16 protein-coding genes are annotated in these 15,079 nt (G+C 43.8%); 15 read left to right on the top strand and 1 reads right to left on the bottom strand.

Going from position 1 to position 15,079, the window contains the following annotated elements; translation table 11 throughout:
• The first annotated feature begins 69 nt into the window (after positions 1-69).
• The 9 genes from zapA (at position 70) to AB5916_RS03740 (ending at position 8,055) form a co-directional block, all read left to right on the top strand.
• Positions 70-477 (top strand): cell division protein ZapA, encoded by a 408-nt coding sequence (gene zapA, locus AB5916_RS03780; RefSeq protein WP_368189308.1) that lies wholly within the window; start codon positions 70-72, stop codon positions 475-477.
• A gap of 52 nt (positions 478-529) precedes the next feature.
• Positions 530-2,731: a U32 family peptidase gene (locus AB5916_RS03775; RefSeq protein ID WP_368189307.1), complete on the top strand. Its 2,202-nt coding sequence runs from the start codon at positions 530-532 to the stop codon at positions 2,729-2,731.
• Positions 2,732-2,737: 6 nt separating this feature from the next.
• Positions 2,738-4,108 carry an FtsW/RodA/SpoVE family cell cycle protein gene (locus AB5916_RS03770; protein WP_173726592.1) on the top strand — a complete coding sequence of 457 codons (1,371 nt, stop codon included), beginning with the start codon at positions 2,738-2,740 and terminating at the stop codon, positions 4,106-4,108.
• Positions 4,026-5,513 (top strand): peptidoglycan D,D-transpeptidase FtsI family protein, encoded by a 1,488-nt coding sequence (locus AB5916_RS03765; protein ID WP_368189306.1) that lies wholly within the window; start codon positions 4,026-4,028, stop codon positions 5,511-5,513. The genes AB5916_RS03770 and AB5916_RS03765 overlap by 83 nt, the downstream gene beginning before the upstream one ends.
• Positions 5,514-5,593: 80 nt before the next feature.
• Positions 5,594-6,049: an NUDIX hydrolase gene (locus tag AB5916_RS03760; RefSeq protein WP_158420360.1), complete on the top strand. Its 456-nt coding sequence runs from the start codon at positions 5,594-5,596 to the stop codon at positions 6,047-6,049.
• Positions 6,050-6,152: 103 nt separating this feature from the next.
• Positions 6,153-6,464 (top strand): hypothetical protein, encoded by a 312-nt coding sequence (locus tag AB5916_RS03755; protein WP_158420361.1) that lies wholly within the window; start codon positions 6,153-6,155, stop codon positions 6,462-6,464.
• A gap of 4 nt (positions 6,465-6,468) precedes the next feature.
• Positions 6,469-7,464, top strand: coding sequence for a DUF2953 domain-containing protein (locus tag AB5916_RS03750; protein ID WP_368189305.1), 996 nt, complete (start codon positions 6,469-6,471; stop codon positions 7,462-7,464).
• Positions 7,454-7,822 carry a GerW family sporulation protein gene (locus AB5916_RS03745; protein WP_158420363.1) on the top strand — a complete coding sequence of 123 codons (369 nt, stop codon included), beginning with the start codon at positions 7,454-7,456 and terminating at the stop codon, positions 7,820-7,822. Before AB5916_RS03750 ends, AB5916_RS03745 begins: the two co-directional genes overlap by 11 nt.
• A gap of 95 nt (positions 7,823-7,917) precedes the next feature.
• A complete protein-coding gene (locus tag AB5916_RS03740; protein WP_173726589.1) occupies positions 7,918-8,055 on the top strand; it encodes a hypothetical protein in 138 nt (45 codons plus the stop codon).
• A gap of 108 nt (positions 8,056-8,163) precedes the next feature.
• On the opposite strand, the gene rpmB is transcribed toward AB5916_RS03740, so the two are convergent.
• Positions 8,164-8,349 (bottom strand): 50S ribosomal protein L28, encoded by a 186-nt coding sequence (gene rpmB / locus AB5916_RS03735; protein WP_158420364.1) that lies wholly within the window; start codon positions 8,347-8,349, stop codon positions 8,164-8,166.
• A 268-nt stretch (positions 8,350-8,617) separates the two neighbouring features.
• Between rpmB and AB5916_RS03730 the strand changes: the two genes are divergently transcribed.
• The 6 genes from AB5916_RS03730 to AB5916_RS03705 all read left to right on the top strand — a co-directional run bounded on the left by AB5916_RS03730 (position 8,618) and on the right by AB5916_RS03705 (position 15,078).
• Complete coding sequence (locus tag AB5916_RS03730; protein WP_158420365.1) at positions 8,618-8,977, top strand: Asp23/Gls24 family envelope stress response protein; 360 nt, start codon at positions 8,618-8,620, stop codon at positions 8,975-8,977.
• A gap of 21 nt (positions 8,978-8,998) precedes the next feature.
• Positions 8,999-10,672, top strand: a complete 1,674-nt coding sequence (locus tag AB5916_RS03725) for a DAK2 domain-containing protein (protein WP_368189304.1) — start codon at positions 8,999-9,001, stop codon at positions 10,670-10,672.
• A 24-nt stretch (positions 10,673-10,696) separates the two neighbouring features.
• Positions 10,697-12,751, top strand: a complete 2,055-nt coding sequence (recG, locus tag AB5916_RS03720) for an ATP-dependent DNA helicase RecG (RefSeq protein WP_158420367.1) — start codon at positions 10,697-10,699, stop codon at positions 12,749-12,751.
• Positions 12,752-13,118: 367 nt separating this feature from the next.
• Positions 13,119-13,613: a DUF6465 family protein gene (locus tag AB5916_RS03715; RefSeq protein ID WP_158420368.1), complete on the top strand. Its 495-nt coding sequence runs from the start codon at positions 13,119-13,121 to the stop codon at positions 13,611-13,613.
• A gap of 163 nt (positions 13,614-13,776) precedes the next feature.
• Complete coding sequence (locus AB5916_RS03710) at positions 13,777-14,529, top strand: ThiF family adenylyltransferase (protein ID WP_173726587.1); 753 nt, start codon at positions 13,777-13,779, stop codon at positions 14,527-14,529.
• A gap of 183 nt (positions 14,530-14,712) precedes the next feature.
• The gene (locus AB5916_RS03705) at positions 14,713-15,078 is read left to right on the top strand and encodes a BMC domain-containing protein (protein ID WP_158422782.1); all 366 of its coding nucleotides are present in this window, start codon (positions 14,713-14,715) and stop codon (positions 15,076-15,078) included.
• The last annotated feature ends 1 nt before the right edge of the window (position 15,079 follow it).

Here is a 15,079-nt window from a genome sequence, read left to right as displayed (position 1 = left end):
AAAGAGAAATTATTCCATTTATATTGGTTAAATGATTACAGATAGAAGAAAAGCAGGAGGCTTGTACGGATGGCGGTCAAAAATACGGCGCAGGTTATTATCGGCGGGAAAATCATTACATTGGGAGGTTACGAATCTTCTGAGTATTTTCAGCAGGTTGCGAATTATATGAACAGAAAGCTGTCAGAGCTTAGCGAGATGCCAGGTTATAGCAGACAGCCCATGGAGACGAAGCATACCCTTCTCAGCCTGAATATTACAGATGATTATTTTAAGGCAAGAAAGCAGGTAGAGACTTATGAACAGGATCTGCAGCAGAAGGATCAGGAGATGTATGATCTGAAGCATGAACTGATTTCGCTGAAAATACAGATGGAGGAAGCCAGAAAGACAGAGCAGGATGCGATTGACCAGAAGAACCGTCTGGAAGGCAAAGTAAAGGAACTGGAAAAAGAACTGGATGAAATGCTGAAATAAGAACGAGGGGGATTGCTTACAGGTAATCCTCTTTTTTATAGGAGGGAGCATATTGGGTCAGGACAGAAAGATAGAACTGCTGGCACCGGCAGGCTCGTATCAGGGCTTTGAAGCGGCTTTGGGCGCAGGTGCAGATGCAGTATATGTAGGAGGCACCAGGTTTGGAGCCAGAGCCTATGCCAGAAATTTTTCAGATGAAGAACTGCTTCAGGCAATTGATACAGCACATATTTATGGAAAAAAGCTGTATCTTACAGTGAATACCCTTTTAAAGAATAAAGAACTTTATGAGGAATTGATCCCGTATCTTCAGCCTTTTTACCAGGCTGGGCTGGACGGAGTGATCATACAGGATTTTGGAGTTTTTACAGCATTAAAAGAAGCTTTTCCCCTGCTTCATCTTCATGCCAGCACTCAGATGGCAGTAACAGGACCTAAGGGGATGAGATTTCTTGAACAGCAGGGAGCGGTCAGAGTGGTGGCAGCCAGGGAGCTGACCCTTAAAGAACTGGAAAGAATGCATCAGGAAAGCAGCCTGGAGATCGAAGCATTTGTACATGGGGCTTTGTGCTACAGCTATTCCGGCCAGTGTCTGATGAGCAGTATTCTTGGCGGCAGAAGCGGTAACAGAGGCAGATGTGCACAGCCCTGCCGCCTTCCTTATGATACCTCCCTGGACGGAAGAAAGAATTATAAAGGTAAAGGCCAGATGTGCCCGTTAAGCCTGAAAGATATCTGCACCATTGAGATATTACCGGAGATCCTGGAAGCAGGAGTGACTTCTCTTAAGATAGAAGGACGGATGAAACAGCCAGAGTATACAGCAGGAGTGACGGCTGTATACAGGAAATATCTGGATCTTCTGGAAAAGAATGGAAAAGAATCCTATCATGTGGAAGAAAAAGACAGGAAATATCTGCTGGATCTCTTTAATAGGGGCGGATCTTGTACAGGCTATTATAAAATGCAGGGCGGACCTTCCATGATGGCCTTTTCTAATGAGAAGAAAACAGGGGAGGTTTCCCTGAATCTAAGAAAAAGTAAAGAAAAAATTTATGGGAATTTAATACTTTTTCCCGGAAGTCCTGTTATACTGGAAATAACCTGCCAGGGTAAGAAGGTAACAGTCTCTGGCGGAGAGGTTCAGTATGCGAGAAATAATCCTATGGCACAGGAGCGGATCCGGCAGCAGATGGAGAAGCTGGGAAATACACCGTTTGTCTGGGGAGATCTTAAGATCCAGATGGAGGACAGTATTTTTGTGCCTATGAGTGCATTGAACCAGATTCGCAGGGATGCGCTTACCAAGCTTCAGGAAGAATTGCTTAAGCCCTACCGCCGCAGCCTTACAGGAAAGCTTCCCTCTGCTTTGACAGACAGTCAGAAGAGCATACTTCACTCTCCGGGGATCAGTGTATCTTGTGAAGACAGGGATACTGCACAGGCACTTTTGAAGACTGGTGGTTTTCAAGGCATGTACCTGCCTTTTGATCTGATGGAATTTTTCCTTGATAAAGGAGTCAGAGCAGGGATTTCCATGTATCTTGCCCTGCCTTATATTACCAGAGGTCAGATGCCAGATATAGTGCAGGAGAAGATACCAGGCTGGCTTGCAAAGGGGATGAAAGGATTCCTGGTACGTAATCTGGAATCCTATGCCATGCTTTCCGAAATGGGATATGGAGAAAAATGCAGGATCGACCATACTCTTTATACCTGGAACAATCAGGCTGTGGATTTCTGGAGAGCGCAGAAGGTGCTTGGCAATACGGTCCCCTTGGAATTAAATCAGGGAGAATTGGGACACAGGGATAATCAAGGCAGTGAGATGCTGGTTTATGGTTATCTGCCACTGATGTATTCTGCACAGTGTGTCCGCAGGAATGTATATAGCTGCAAGAAAACTGACTGCACACAGCAGAAAATAAAGAAAGACAGGGCAGATGTATATCTGAAGGATCGATATGAGAATCTGTTTCCTGTTGTATGTGAATGCGATCCCTGGAAAACAGGAAATACAGAAAAAATTCTGCCCTGTTATAATATCATTTACAATACACTTCCTTTTGGACTTCTGAAAGAAAGCAGGCAGGTAAAGAATCTGGGGATAGATTCAGTGCGGCTTTCCTTTACCATGGAGTCTCCTGGTGAAGCTGTCCATATTCTGAAGGATTTTACAGCCGCTTACAGGAATGGACAGGATGTGCCGGACCGGAAGTTTACAAAAGGACATTTTAAAAGAGGAGCCCAGTAAAGGCCTATGATTAATATTATTGTTGAACTGTCAAAATATGTGATCCTGACTTTGATGATCGTATATACCTTTCATTGCTTTTATATGGTAAGAAGACAGGATCAGGAAGAGAGGCGGGAGATGCTTACCAGGCAGCTGATGCTTATTTTCTTTATTGATTTTACAGCATTTCTTGTGATCTATCTGAAGACCTTTGATTTCAGCGTGATCCTGTTTTATGTGGAGATGATGGTTTATTTTGCACTGATCCAGATTCTGTACCGGATCATCTACAAGAATGCGTCGCTGCTTCTACTGAATAATATGTGTATGCTGTTAAGCATTGGATTTGTTATGCTTTGCCGGCTGGATATCAAGTCTGCCAATAAGCAGCTGCTGATCGTAGCGGCAGGCAGTGTGGTATCTCTTCTGATACCGGTTATGATCCGCAAGATGAAATTTCTTAAGAATCTGACCTGGGTATATGCAGGGATTGGTGTTGTGCTTCTGGCAGCTGTTTTTCTTCTGGCAAAGACCAGCTACGGGGCCAAGCTATCCCTGATGGGGATCCAGCCCTCAGAGGCCATTAAGCTTTCTTTTGTATTTTTCATGGCATCTCTTTTATGGAGGGATGTGAACCTGAAAAAGGTGATCCAGGCCACTGTGATCGCAGGCCTTCACGTAGGGATCCTTGTACTGTCCAAGGACCTTGGAAGTGCAATGATCTTCTTTACTGCCTATCTGGTGATGATCTATGTAGCTACCAAAAGCCCGGCACTTCTGGGAATCGGAGTTGCAGGAGGAAGCGGGGCGGCAGTGGTTGCTTATTTCCTGTTCGGCCATGTGCGCCAGAGAGTGAGCGCATGGAAGGATCCTATGGCTGTTTACAAGAATGAAGGATACCAAATCGTTCAGTCTTTGTTTGCCATTGGGACAGGCGGATGGTTTGGGATGGGGCTGTGCCAGGGTTCCCCTGAAAAGATCCCGGTAGTAAAGAATGACTTTATTTTCAGCGCCATATGTGAGGAACTGGGCGGTATATTTGCAATCTGCCTGATTCTTGTATGCATGAGCTTTTTCCTGATGATCCTGAATATTGCACTGCAAATCAAGAATCCTTTTTATAAGCTGATCGCACTTGGACTTGGTACGGAATATGCCTGCCAGGTATTCCTGACCATTGGCGGTGTTACTAAATTTATCCCTATGACCGGAGTTACCCTGCCTTTGGTGGCTTATGGAGGAAGTTCTGTAGTAAGTACCCTCCTTATGATTGCCATTATCCAGGGAATATATATTTACAGAGAAGACGAGGATGAAGAAATTGAGAGATTCCGAAAAGAAGCGGCAAAGAGAGCTAGAGAAAGAATACAGGCGCAAAGAGAAGGAGATTACTAAGAAAAAGAAGAAAAGAAATCGGGAATATGCCTTTGTTTCTTATTTCTTTGCAGCTGTTTTTTTCAGTATGATCGCATATCTGATCTATTTTAATTCTGTGAAAAGTGACGATTTTATTAATAGCCCGTACAATACCAGACAGGACACTTTTTCAGACCGTGTGGTAAGAGGAAAGATCTTGTCCGCAGACGGACAGGTACTTGCACAGACCAATGTGGCTGAGGACGGTACAGAAGAACGGTATTATCCTTTCTCCAATATGTTTGCCCATGTGATCGGGTATGATACCAATGGCAAGAGCGGGCTGGAGTCTGAGGCTAATTTCTCGCTTTTAAGTTCCCATGCCTTTTTCCTGGATCAGATGAAGAATCAGTTCCTGAACCAGAAGAATATGGGAGATACTGTAGTATCCACGTTAGATTCCAGATTACAGCAGACTGCCTACAATGCCCTTGGTGACAGGAGAGGGGCAGTGGTCGTTTTGGAGGCTTCTACAGGTAAGATCCTGGCAGAGGTAAGCAGACCTGATTTCGATCCCAACACATTGTCACAGAACTGGGATATACTTGTAAATGATGAGAATGACAGCAGTCTTTTGAACAGGGCTACCAATGGAGCCTATCCTCCAGGGTCAACCTTCAAGATTGTAACTGCTCTTGATTATTTCCGCTCAAAAGGCACCTTTGAAGGATATTCTTATATGTGTCAGGGAAGTATTACAGTAGGAGACCATACCATTCAGTGTTATCATGGCCATGTACATGGACAGGAAGATTTTTACAGTGCATTTGCAAATTCCTGTAATTGTGCTTTTGCAGATATAGGGATCAGTCTGGGAGGTTCATCCATCAGAAATACTGCCGAGGATCTTTTATTTAATAAGGCACTTCCTCTTAATTCCTACAGGAAGAGCAGTTTTACCCTGGATGGAAAGTCTGGCACTTCTACAGTGATGCAAACCGCCATCGGCCAGGGCGAAACACTGGTTTCCCCTATGCATATGGCACTGATCACAGCTGCAGTGGCTAATAATGGTATGCTGATGAAGCCTTATCTGATCGACCGGATCGAGAATGATTCCGGTGATCTGGTGAAAAGAACACAGAGCAGTACCTACAAAAGGCTGATGTCTTCCAATGAGGCCAATCTTCTTGGGAAAATGATGCGCCAGGTAGTGACTTCAGGTACAGCTTCTGCGTTGAATGGCAGGTCCTATACTGTTGCCGGCAAGACAGGGTCTGCAGAGTTTAATGAGCAGGGAGACAGCCATTCCTGGTTTGTTGGTTATACGAATGTAGATAATCCGGAACTTGTGATCGCGGTGATCGTTGAGAATGGCGGAGCAGGAAGTGAAGCTGCAGTGCCTATCGCGGGACAGGTTTTCGATGCATATTATGCTTCCTGATAACTTATGGTTGCCAGTATTCTAAAAAAGAGGTATACTATACAGCAGTAAAACACACGCATTACAGGAGGGATTGCAAGATGATAGAAGCAACGAGCTGTGGCGGTGTGGTAATTCATCGAGGTAAGATTCTGGCACTTTACAAATCCTACAAAAACCGTTATGAAGGATGGGTATTACCAAAGGGAACAGTGGAGCTGGGAGAAAGCCATGAGCAGACTGCTCTGCGGGAAGTAAAAGAAGAAGCAGATGTTAAGGCTTCCATTGTAAAATATATCGGGAAAAGCCAGTATAATTTTACAGTTCCGGAAGATATGGTAAGTAAAGAAGTACACTGGTATCTTATGACGGCTGATAATTATCATAGCAAGCCTCAAAGAGAAGAGTTCTTCGTGGATTCCGGCTATTACAAGTTTCATGAGATTTACCATTTGCTGCGTTTTTCCAATGAGAAGCAGATCGTAGAAAAGGCATACCAGGAGTATCTGGAGATGCGAAGTGCAGGTCTGTGGGCAAGAGGACAGAAATATTTTTAAAGGAGGGACTGCTGCATCCGTGATCAGATCCGTGCAGCAGTCCCTGTTTAGATCATGGATAATATGGGTATGCTCAGATTACAGATAAAGGGGTGACAGGCTTATGCCAAAATGGATCACAGACTATTATATAGGAGCAGGGATCAAGCATCCCAAGAAGACCCGTAAGAAGATTGATGCAGGGCACCTTACAGTAGATGTATACCTGATCACTTTGTCAGAGAATCCAGGCAATCTTTTGGAGATCATTCCTGCATCTATGCTGGTGCAGAAGTCATATGCCAGGATCTGCCCTACGATTGTAGGGATGGAGAAAGGCAAGGATGCGGCTATTGATATGGCAGCAGGGATCATAAAAGAGATTTATGAGACAACCGGTCATTTTCAGGTAAAAGATTATTTTAAGAACAGGTGAGCGTATGTTACATATATTATGGGCGATCATAAAGTTCATACTGATTCTGGCAGGCGTGTTGATCGGACTTGCCTTGGCAGTCATACTTCTTATACTGTTCTGTCCGGTACGTTATCGGATGTGGGGCAGCAAAGACCGGGGAAACTGGGAACATGCCAGGTGCACAGCCAGGGTCAGCTGGCTTTTAGGACTGGTATCCTTGCGGATCTGTTATCAGGATGGAAAAGAAAAACACAGTCTGAAGCTTGCTGGTATCTCGCTGTTTGGAAAAAAGAAAAAAAGAAGAAAAAAGAAGCCTGAAACTGATCAGGTACAATCAGTAACCGCCCCAAAGAAGCCTGTTTCTAAGCAGACAGATGAAATGCCATCCATGCCAACGCAAATAGAAGAAAAGCTGACAGTATCAATGCATACAGACTCAGAACAGACAGATACAGCATCAGGTAACAGAAAGGTCAAAGAACCACCTGCTCCAAAGCCTGAGAAATCTCAATCTTCACAAAGAAAAGGATTTTTCCTTGGAATCAGGGCAAAACTAAAAACAGTGCTTCAAAGGATTAGGACATTTTTTAAAAAGCTTAAAAATATCAGGCAAACATTTGCACACATCATGAAAAAGGCAAAATGGTGGATGGGCTTTTTAAGGTCAGAAGAAATGAAAGAAGCATTTGGCCTTATTAAGGAACAGTGTACAGACCTTCTGAAACACATTTTTCCCACCAAGATCAGTGGAAACGCAGCATTCGGGTGCGAAAATCCGGCAGTAACAGGAATGATCCTTGCAGTGCTTGGCATGAGCATTCCCCTTCATAAGAACTGTATCCAGGTTTCTCCTGCTTTTGAAAATGAAGAGAGTTTTCTGGAAGGGGAAATAAATATGAAAGGACGGATCTACGGATTCGTCCTGCTGCGAACAGGAATCCGTATTTATTTTAACAAAAATATAAAGCATATCATTAACCAGTGGAAACATAAGGAGGATCTGAATTATGGAAAATGAAAACAATTTTAAAGAAACTGTCAATTCCCTGTTTAAAGGAATGGATGGCTTTGTAGCAGCTAAAACCGTTGTAGGTGATGCGATCCATGTTGGGGATACCATTATCCTTCCACTGGTAGATGTTTCCTTTGGCGTAGGTGCCGGAGCATTTGCAGGAGATAAGAAGAATAATGGCGGCGGCGGTCTGGCTGGCAAGATGAGTCCATGCGCAGTACTGGTGATCCAGAATGGTACTACAAAGCTTGTAAATGTTAAGAATCAGGACGGGCTGACCAAGGTGCTTGATATGGTTCCGGATTTTGTAAACCGCTTTGCACCGGATACAGCTGCTTCCAAAGATCAGGAAGAACAGGAGTAATAGATACTAAAACCAAAGGAAGAACAGGGGTAATAGATACTAAAATCAGGGGAACTGCATAAGATATAATAATCCCACAGAAAGAAAGGATAGAGATGAACAGACTGTTAGGACTCATCCTGTTCTTTATAGGGATCGGGATGGTCATTGGGATTCTTGTAACAGAAAGCCTGTTAGTTTTTATGGTGGCAGCCGCCTGTATGCTTTGCGGTTATCATATGTTTTGTCATTAAGCTTCATACGTTGTGTATTAGGACCGCATATCTTAAAAGGGGAGTGCGGTCCTTTCACATAAAATGGCAAAAAAATACCCTCGCATCTCTGCGAGGGTAAGGTGTCATTTAGGCTCTCTCTACATTTCCGGATCTTAAGCAGGAAGTACATACGTACATCTTCTTTGAGCCGCCTTCTGTTTTAACTCTGACGGATTTCACGTTAGATTTCCACATCTTATTGGATCTTCTATGGGAATGACTCACATTGTTTCCGAAATGAGCACTTTTTTCACAAATAGCGCATTTAGCCATGATAGCACCTCCTTGACGCTTTTTTTCAACAGATTTTATTTTAACAGATGAAATGGTCTTTTGCAAGTAAAAAAAGGAAAAATATAAAATAATTTCTTGACAAATTTGTTTATCCGCTAAAAGACAGATCTATTTCTCCGTTAAAATGCCTTGAAAATGAAAGTTTTTTGATATATGATGGTACGAGTTAAAACTCTATCATTGCGAAATGATATGAAAAAGGGTATAATACAGATACACGAATATGAATTTTATGGAGGTAAACCATATGAATGGACGCATAGATTCCGGATTGGGTCAGATTGTCATTGATACAGATGTAATAGCCACATATGCCGGAAGTGTAGCAGTGGAGTGCTTCGGTATTATTGGTATGGCAGCAGTAAGCATGAAGGATGGTCTTGTTAAGCTGCTTCGCAGGGATTCCCTGAAGCATGGAATTAATGTACGGATTACTGAGGACAATAAGATTCGCCTGGATTTCCATGTTATCGTGGCATACGGTGTGAATATCAGTACGATTGCAGATAATCTTGTCAGCAATGTAAAATATAAAGTAGAAGCTTTCACAGGACTTGAGATTGAGAAGATCAACATTTTCGTAGAAGGCGTGCGTGCCATAGATTAGGATTAAGAGGAGGAACTTGTGGTGAGTAAACAGACCATAGATGCCAATGTACTTTCCAGGATGTTTCTGGCTGGTGCCAAGAACCTGGAAGCGAAGAAAGAATGGATCAACGAATTAAACGTATTTCCTGTGCCTGACGGAGATACCGGTACCAATATGACACTGACGATCATGTCTGCTGCATCTGAAGTAGGAAATATTTCCCAGATGAATATGGAGGTACTGGCAAAGGCCATTTCTTCCGGATCCTTAAGAGGCGCAAGAGGTAATTCCGGTGTGATCCTTTCTCAGCTGCTTCGTGGTTTTACAAGAGGTGTACGTATGCTGGAGGAGCTGGATGCAGTAGCTATCGCCGCAGCAATGGAGAAGGGCGTTGAGACAGCATACAAGGCAGTTATGAAGCCTAAGGAGGGCACCATCCTGACAGTAGCAAAGGAAGCAGCCATCAAGGCAGCTGAGATTGCAGAGTCAGCAGAGGATCTGGAGCCGTTTTTCCTTGAGATCTTTGATCATGCAGAGAAGACTCTTGCCAGGACACCGGATATGCTGCCTGTGCTGAAAGAGGCAGGCGTTGTGGATTCCGGCGGACAGGGACTTCTTGAGGTGTTCAGAGGTGCTATTGACGGATTCCTTGGAAAAGAGATTGATTATACAGAGTTTGCAGGAACATCTGCAGGTTCGGCTGTTACAAAGATTTCTCCCCAGGCAGAAGCGGACATTAAGTTTGGCTACTGTACAGAGTTTATCATTCTTCTGGATAAGCCGCTTCCGGATGTGGAGCTTCACAGCTTCAAGAAATTCCTGAATTCCATTGGTGATTCCATTGTATTGGTAGCAGATGATGAGATCGTAAAGGTGCATGTACACACCAATCATCCGGGTCAGGCATTTGAGCGTGCACTTACCTATGGTGCGCTTTCACGTATGAAGATCGATAACATGCGCGAAGAGCATCAGGAGAAGCTGATCAAGGATGCAGAGAAGCTTGCCAGGGAGCAGGAAGAAGCAGAAGCAGCAAAAGAAACAAAGCCGGCCAAGGAAGTAGGATTTATTTCCGTATCCGTAGGAAGCGGACTTTCTGCTATCTTCAAGGATCTTGGAGTTGACTATCTGATCGAAGGCGGACAGACCATGAATCCAAGCACAGAAGATATGCTGAATGCTATTGATCAGGTAAATGCAAAAACCATCTATATTTTACCTAATAACAAGAATATTGTTCTGGCTGCCAATCAGGCAAGGGATCTGACAGAGGACAAGACCATTATTGTTGTGCCTACAAAGACTATTCCACAGGGTATTTCAGCTTTGATCAGCTTTGTGCCTGAGAAGAGCCCGGAAGAGAATCTGGAAGCAATGACAGAAGCGATCTCTATGGTACAGACAGGCCAGATCACTTATGCAGTGCGTGATACCAGACTGGATGAGAAAGAGATCCATGAAGGGGATATAATGGGTATTGGAGATCATGGTATCCTGGCAGTAGGCAAAGGACGTACCAATGTAGCAAAAGATACGGTTGCTGCAATGGATACAGAGGATGCAGAAGTGATCAGTATTTACTTTGGCGAGGATGTGCCTGAAGAAGAAGCCGAGAAGCTTGGAGAAGAGCTGGAAGCAGCATATCCGGACTGTGAAGTAGAAGTAAATATGGGTGGACAGCCTATTTACTATTACATTATTTCTGTAGAGTGATCCGGCAGACAGGAGGACAGGACAATGATGAAACCACTCCGCAGTCTGAAGGGAGTCGGGGATAAAACAGAAAAGCTTTTTCAGAAGATCGGTGTGATCACAACTGAGGATCTTCTGGAATATTTTCCGAGAAATTATGATGCATATGAAGAACCTGTTACCATCGGCAGTCTTTCCAAGGGAGAGACTGCCGCTGTTTCTGGTACGGTTATTTCCAGCGTATATGTAAATAAAGTGCGAAATCTGCAGATAGTGACAGTTACCATTGCAGATGCCACAGGAAAGCTTCCTGTGACTTGGTTTAATACGCCCTATCTTCGCTCTACCTTAAAAAGAGGCAGCAGCTTTGTATTTCGTGGTCGTGCAGTCTGGAAGCAGGGCAGGCTTTTGATGGAGCACCCGGAGATTTTTACCCATGGCGCTTATGAAGAGATCCTGCACAGCCTTCAGCCAATCTACGGACTGACTGCAGGGCTTTCCAACAAAACAATTATAAAGCTGGTACATCAGGCTTTGAATGAAGAAAGTCTGCAAGAAGAATTTCTTCCTGAAGACCTGAGGGAAAGGCTTCATCTGGCAGATCGTAATTATGCCTTGCAGACCATTCATTTTCCAAAGAACATGACAGAGCTTCTTACTGCCAGAAAGAGGCTGGTATTTGATGAGTTCCTTATGTTTATCCTGGCTGTACAGCAGCTGAAAGAAAAGACAGAAACAGCCAGGAATGCCTTTCCTATGAAGCCTGTGTGGACCACGGAGAATATTATTGATAATCTGCCCTATTCTCTTACCAGGGCTCAGATGAATGTATGGCATGAAGTGGAAAGAGATCTGTGCAGCCATTCCCTGATGTCCAGGCTGATTCAGGGAGATGTGGGAAGCGGCAAGACGATCCTTGCTTTTCTGGCAATGATCCTTACAGTGGAAAATGGATATCAGGCAGCACTGATGGTACCCACGGAGGTACTTGCCAATCAGCATTTTGAAGCATTTCAGAAGCTGCTTGACCAGCAGCAGATCATTTCTTGCAGGCCGGTTCTTCTTACTGGATCTGTAACTGCTGCATCCAAGCGCAAGATCTATCAGGCCATAGATTCAGGGGAGGCCAATGTGATCATCGGCACCCATGCCCTGATCCAGGAAAAAGTAACCTATCAGAATCTGGGGCTTGTGATTACAGATGAGCAGCACCGATTCGGGGTTAAACAAAGAGAGGCGCTGACAACAAGAGGTGAGTCGCCTCATGTACTGGTTATGAGTGCCACTCCGATTCCAAGGACATTGGCGATTATTTTGTATGGAGATTTGGATATTTCTGTGATCGATGAACTGCCTGCAGCACGTCGTCCTATTAAGAACTGTGTGGTGGACACCTCATATCGGCCAAAAGCCTATTCTTTTATTGAGCGGCAGATACAGGAAGGCAGACAGGCGTATATCATCTGTCCTATGGTGGAAGAAAGTGAAGGGATGGATGGAGCAAATGTTACGGACTATACTGCATCTCTGAAAGCAATCCTGCCTTCTCACATTACAGTAGCTGCCCTTCACGGCAAGATGAAACCTAAAGAAAAGAATGCTGTTATGGAGGCTTTTGCAGCAGGGCAGATCCAGGTACTTGTATCTACCACTGTAGTGGAGGTGGGGGTGAATGTGCCTAATGCTACCGTGATGATGGTGGAAAATGCAGAACGCTTCGGGCTTGCTCAGCTGCATCAGCTTCGCGGCCGGGTAGGAAGAGGTGAGTATCAGTCTTACTGCATCTTCATCCAGGGCAATGAGGAAAAAGAAACCTCTAAGCGTCTTGATATCCTGAACAAATCCAATGATGGATTTTTTATTGCCGGAGAAGATTTAAAACTTCGTGGCCCAGGGGATCTTTTCGGGATCCGTCAAAGTGGCTTAATGGAATTTAAGATCGGCGATATTTATAATGATGCAGATGTACTGAAGATGGCCAGTGAGGCAGGAGGGCAGATCCTGGAACTGGATCCGGAGCTGGATCTGCCACAGCATGCAGGTCTGAAAAAGCATATGAGCAGCTACCTGAAAGACCATCTGGAGAATCTGGGATTGTAGAGGTGCGCAGGAGAAGTATGTCATACAATTGCATGACGCGCACCTCGCAGCAAGAATGCCTCGGCATTCTTGAATTTTACGGATTCTAAGGCTCTGTATTCACAAAAAGTGAAAAACTGTCTGTACAAAATAAATGAAAAATTATTGAAAAACAGAAAAAAATGTGCAACCCACCCACATATTTATTGGAAAGTAATGGTTATTTCTATAGATAATGACCGGAAAATCCATAAATTAAATACAAAATTACTGAATTTGGAACAGATAATCAGCTTTTACATGAAAAAACTCTAACTTGAAAAAAGAAAAAAACAGTAGTATCCTAGATTAGTAAAAATTAATCTTCACCTTTTAAGGAGGCTATTATATGGCTACAAAAAGAACCGTAAAGAAAGCAGAGACAATGGCTGCCAAGGCTGCTGCAAAGGCTACCGTAAAAGAGGCTGCTGTAAAACCTGTTGTTAAGGAAGCAGCAAAAGAGGTAACTGTAAAAGCTGCAGAGACAAAAGCTGAGACAGTAAAAGCAGAGCCTGCAAAAGAACCGGTTGTAAAAGAGGCTGCCAAGGTGACTACTGCAGCAAAAGAGACTGAGAAACCTGCTGCAAAGAAAACCACTGCAAGGAAAGCTCCGGCAAAGAAAGTGGTTGCCAAGAAGGAAGTTTCTGCAGATGTTTATGTTCAGTTTATGGGAAGGGAACTACTGACAAAAGAAATCGTTGCCAATGTTAAGAAAGCATGGGCAGGCATGACAGGAAAAAAAGAAGAAGACATCAAAGAGCTGCAGGTTTATGTTAAGCCTGAAGAGAACAAAGCTTACTATGTTGTTAATGGAGAGGCTGACGGTAATTACATCGATCTTTGATCCTGTTTGTTTTACACACATATCCCCGGGAAATCTTATGATTTTCCGGGATTTTTTTTGCTAAAAATGAGAAAGTATGTTAATATTTTACGGAAAGCCTTAAGAGAATTTTAATCAGGGTTTATGATAGAAAGTAAGACAGAATAAAGGGAGAGACAATATTATGCTGAATCAATTTTCCAGAACCCAGCTTCTTTTGGGAAAAACAGCTATGGATAAATTACAACAGTCCAGAGTAGCCGTATTCGGGATCGGCGGCGTTGGAGGTTATACAGTGGAGGCACTGGTACGAAGCGGCGTGGGAGCCATTGACCTGATCGATGATGACAAGGTATGCCTTACCAATCTGAACCGTCAGATCATAGCCACCAGAAGTACGGTTGGGAAATATAAAGTAGATGTGATGAAAGACAGGATCCTGGATATTAATCCAAAGGCAGTGGTAAATGTTCATAAGTGCTTTTATCTTCCGGAGAACAAAGACGAATTTGATTTTTCACAGTATTCCTATGTGGTTGATGCAGTGGATACAGTAACAGCCAAGATCCAGCTGGTTATGGATGCAAAAGAAGCAGGAGTCCCTATCATCAGCAGTATGGGAGCAGGGAACAAGCTGGACCCAGCCGCTTTTCAGGTGGCAGATATTTATAAAACATCTGTGTGTCCTCTGGCAAAGGTAATGCGCAGGGAATTAAAAAAACGTGGCATTAAAAAATTAAAAGTGGTTTATTCACAGGAAAAGCCAACCCGTCCTTTGGAAGATATGTCCATCAGCTGCAAGAGCCACTGTATCTGTCCGCCAGGGGCGGCACATAAATGTACAGAGCGGAGAGATATCCCCGGATCTGTGGCATTTGTGCCTTCTGTGGCAGGACTGATCATTGCAGGAGAGGTTATTAAGGATCTGGTGAAATAAGTAAAGATTATCATAAATGGGGTGAACTGTGAGCAGCAACCGTAAATAATCAATAATCAAGTTACATTTTATCGTAAAAAATCGACTTGACATAAGATATAGGGGATAGTACGATTTGTATAAGAGATGCTGTCAGCACAGATCGGCAGGCAGTACATGCATTGAAAGAGAGGGTTTTTACAAATGGGAAAAGAACATGAAGAGCAGATCAGAATTGTACAGGAGACTGTGGCAGGCAAGGAGATTACCTTTGCCCATGTAATGGGCGGCCCGGCACCTGTGATCTATCAGAAACTGGGACTGAATCCCCAGCTGGATTACCGGTCATCTGCCATTGGGATCATGAATATGACACCGCCGGAGTCTGCAGTGATCGCATCTGACATTGCAGTGAAAAGCGGCAATGTATACCTGGGATTTGCAGATCGCTTTACAGGTACGCTGATCATTACAGGAGAGATCTCAGATGTGATCTCCGCATTGACAGAGATCGTGGATTATTTCAGGGACACCCTGGGATACGTTGTCTGCAATATTACAAAAAGATAGG

Source organism: Blautia sp. 1033sp1_1033st1_G9_1033SCRN_220408, from assembly GCF_040929965.1.
GTDB lineage: Bacteria > Bacillota > Clostridia > Lachnospirales > Lachnospiraceae > Blautia_A > Blautia_A ammoniilytica.
The sequence above is the reverse complement of the archived record's forward strand: the minus strand, read 5'-3'. Positions and strand labels throughout refer to the sequence as shown.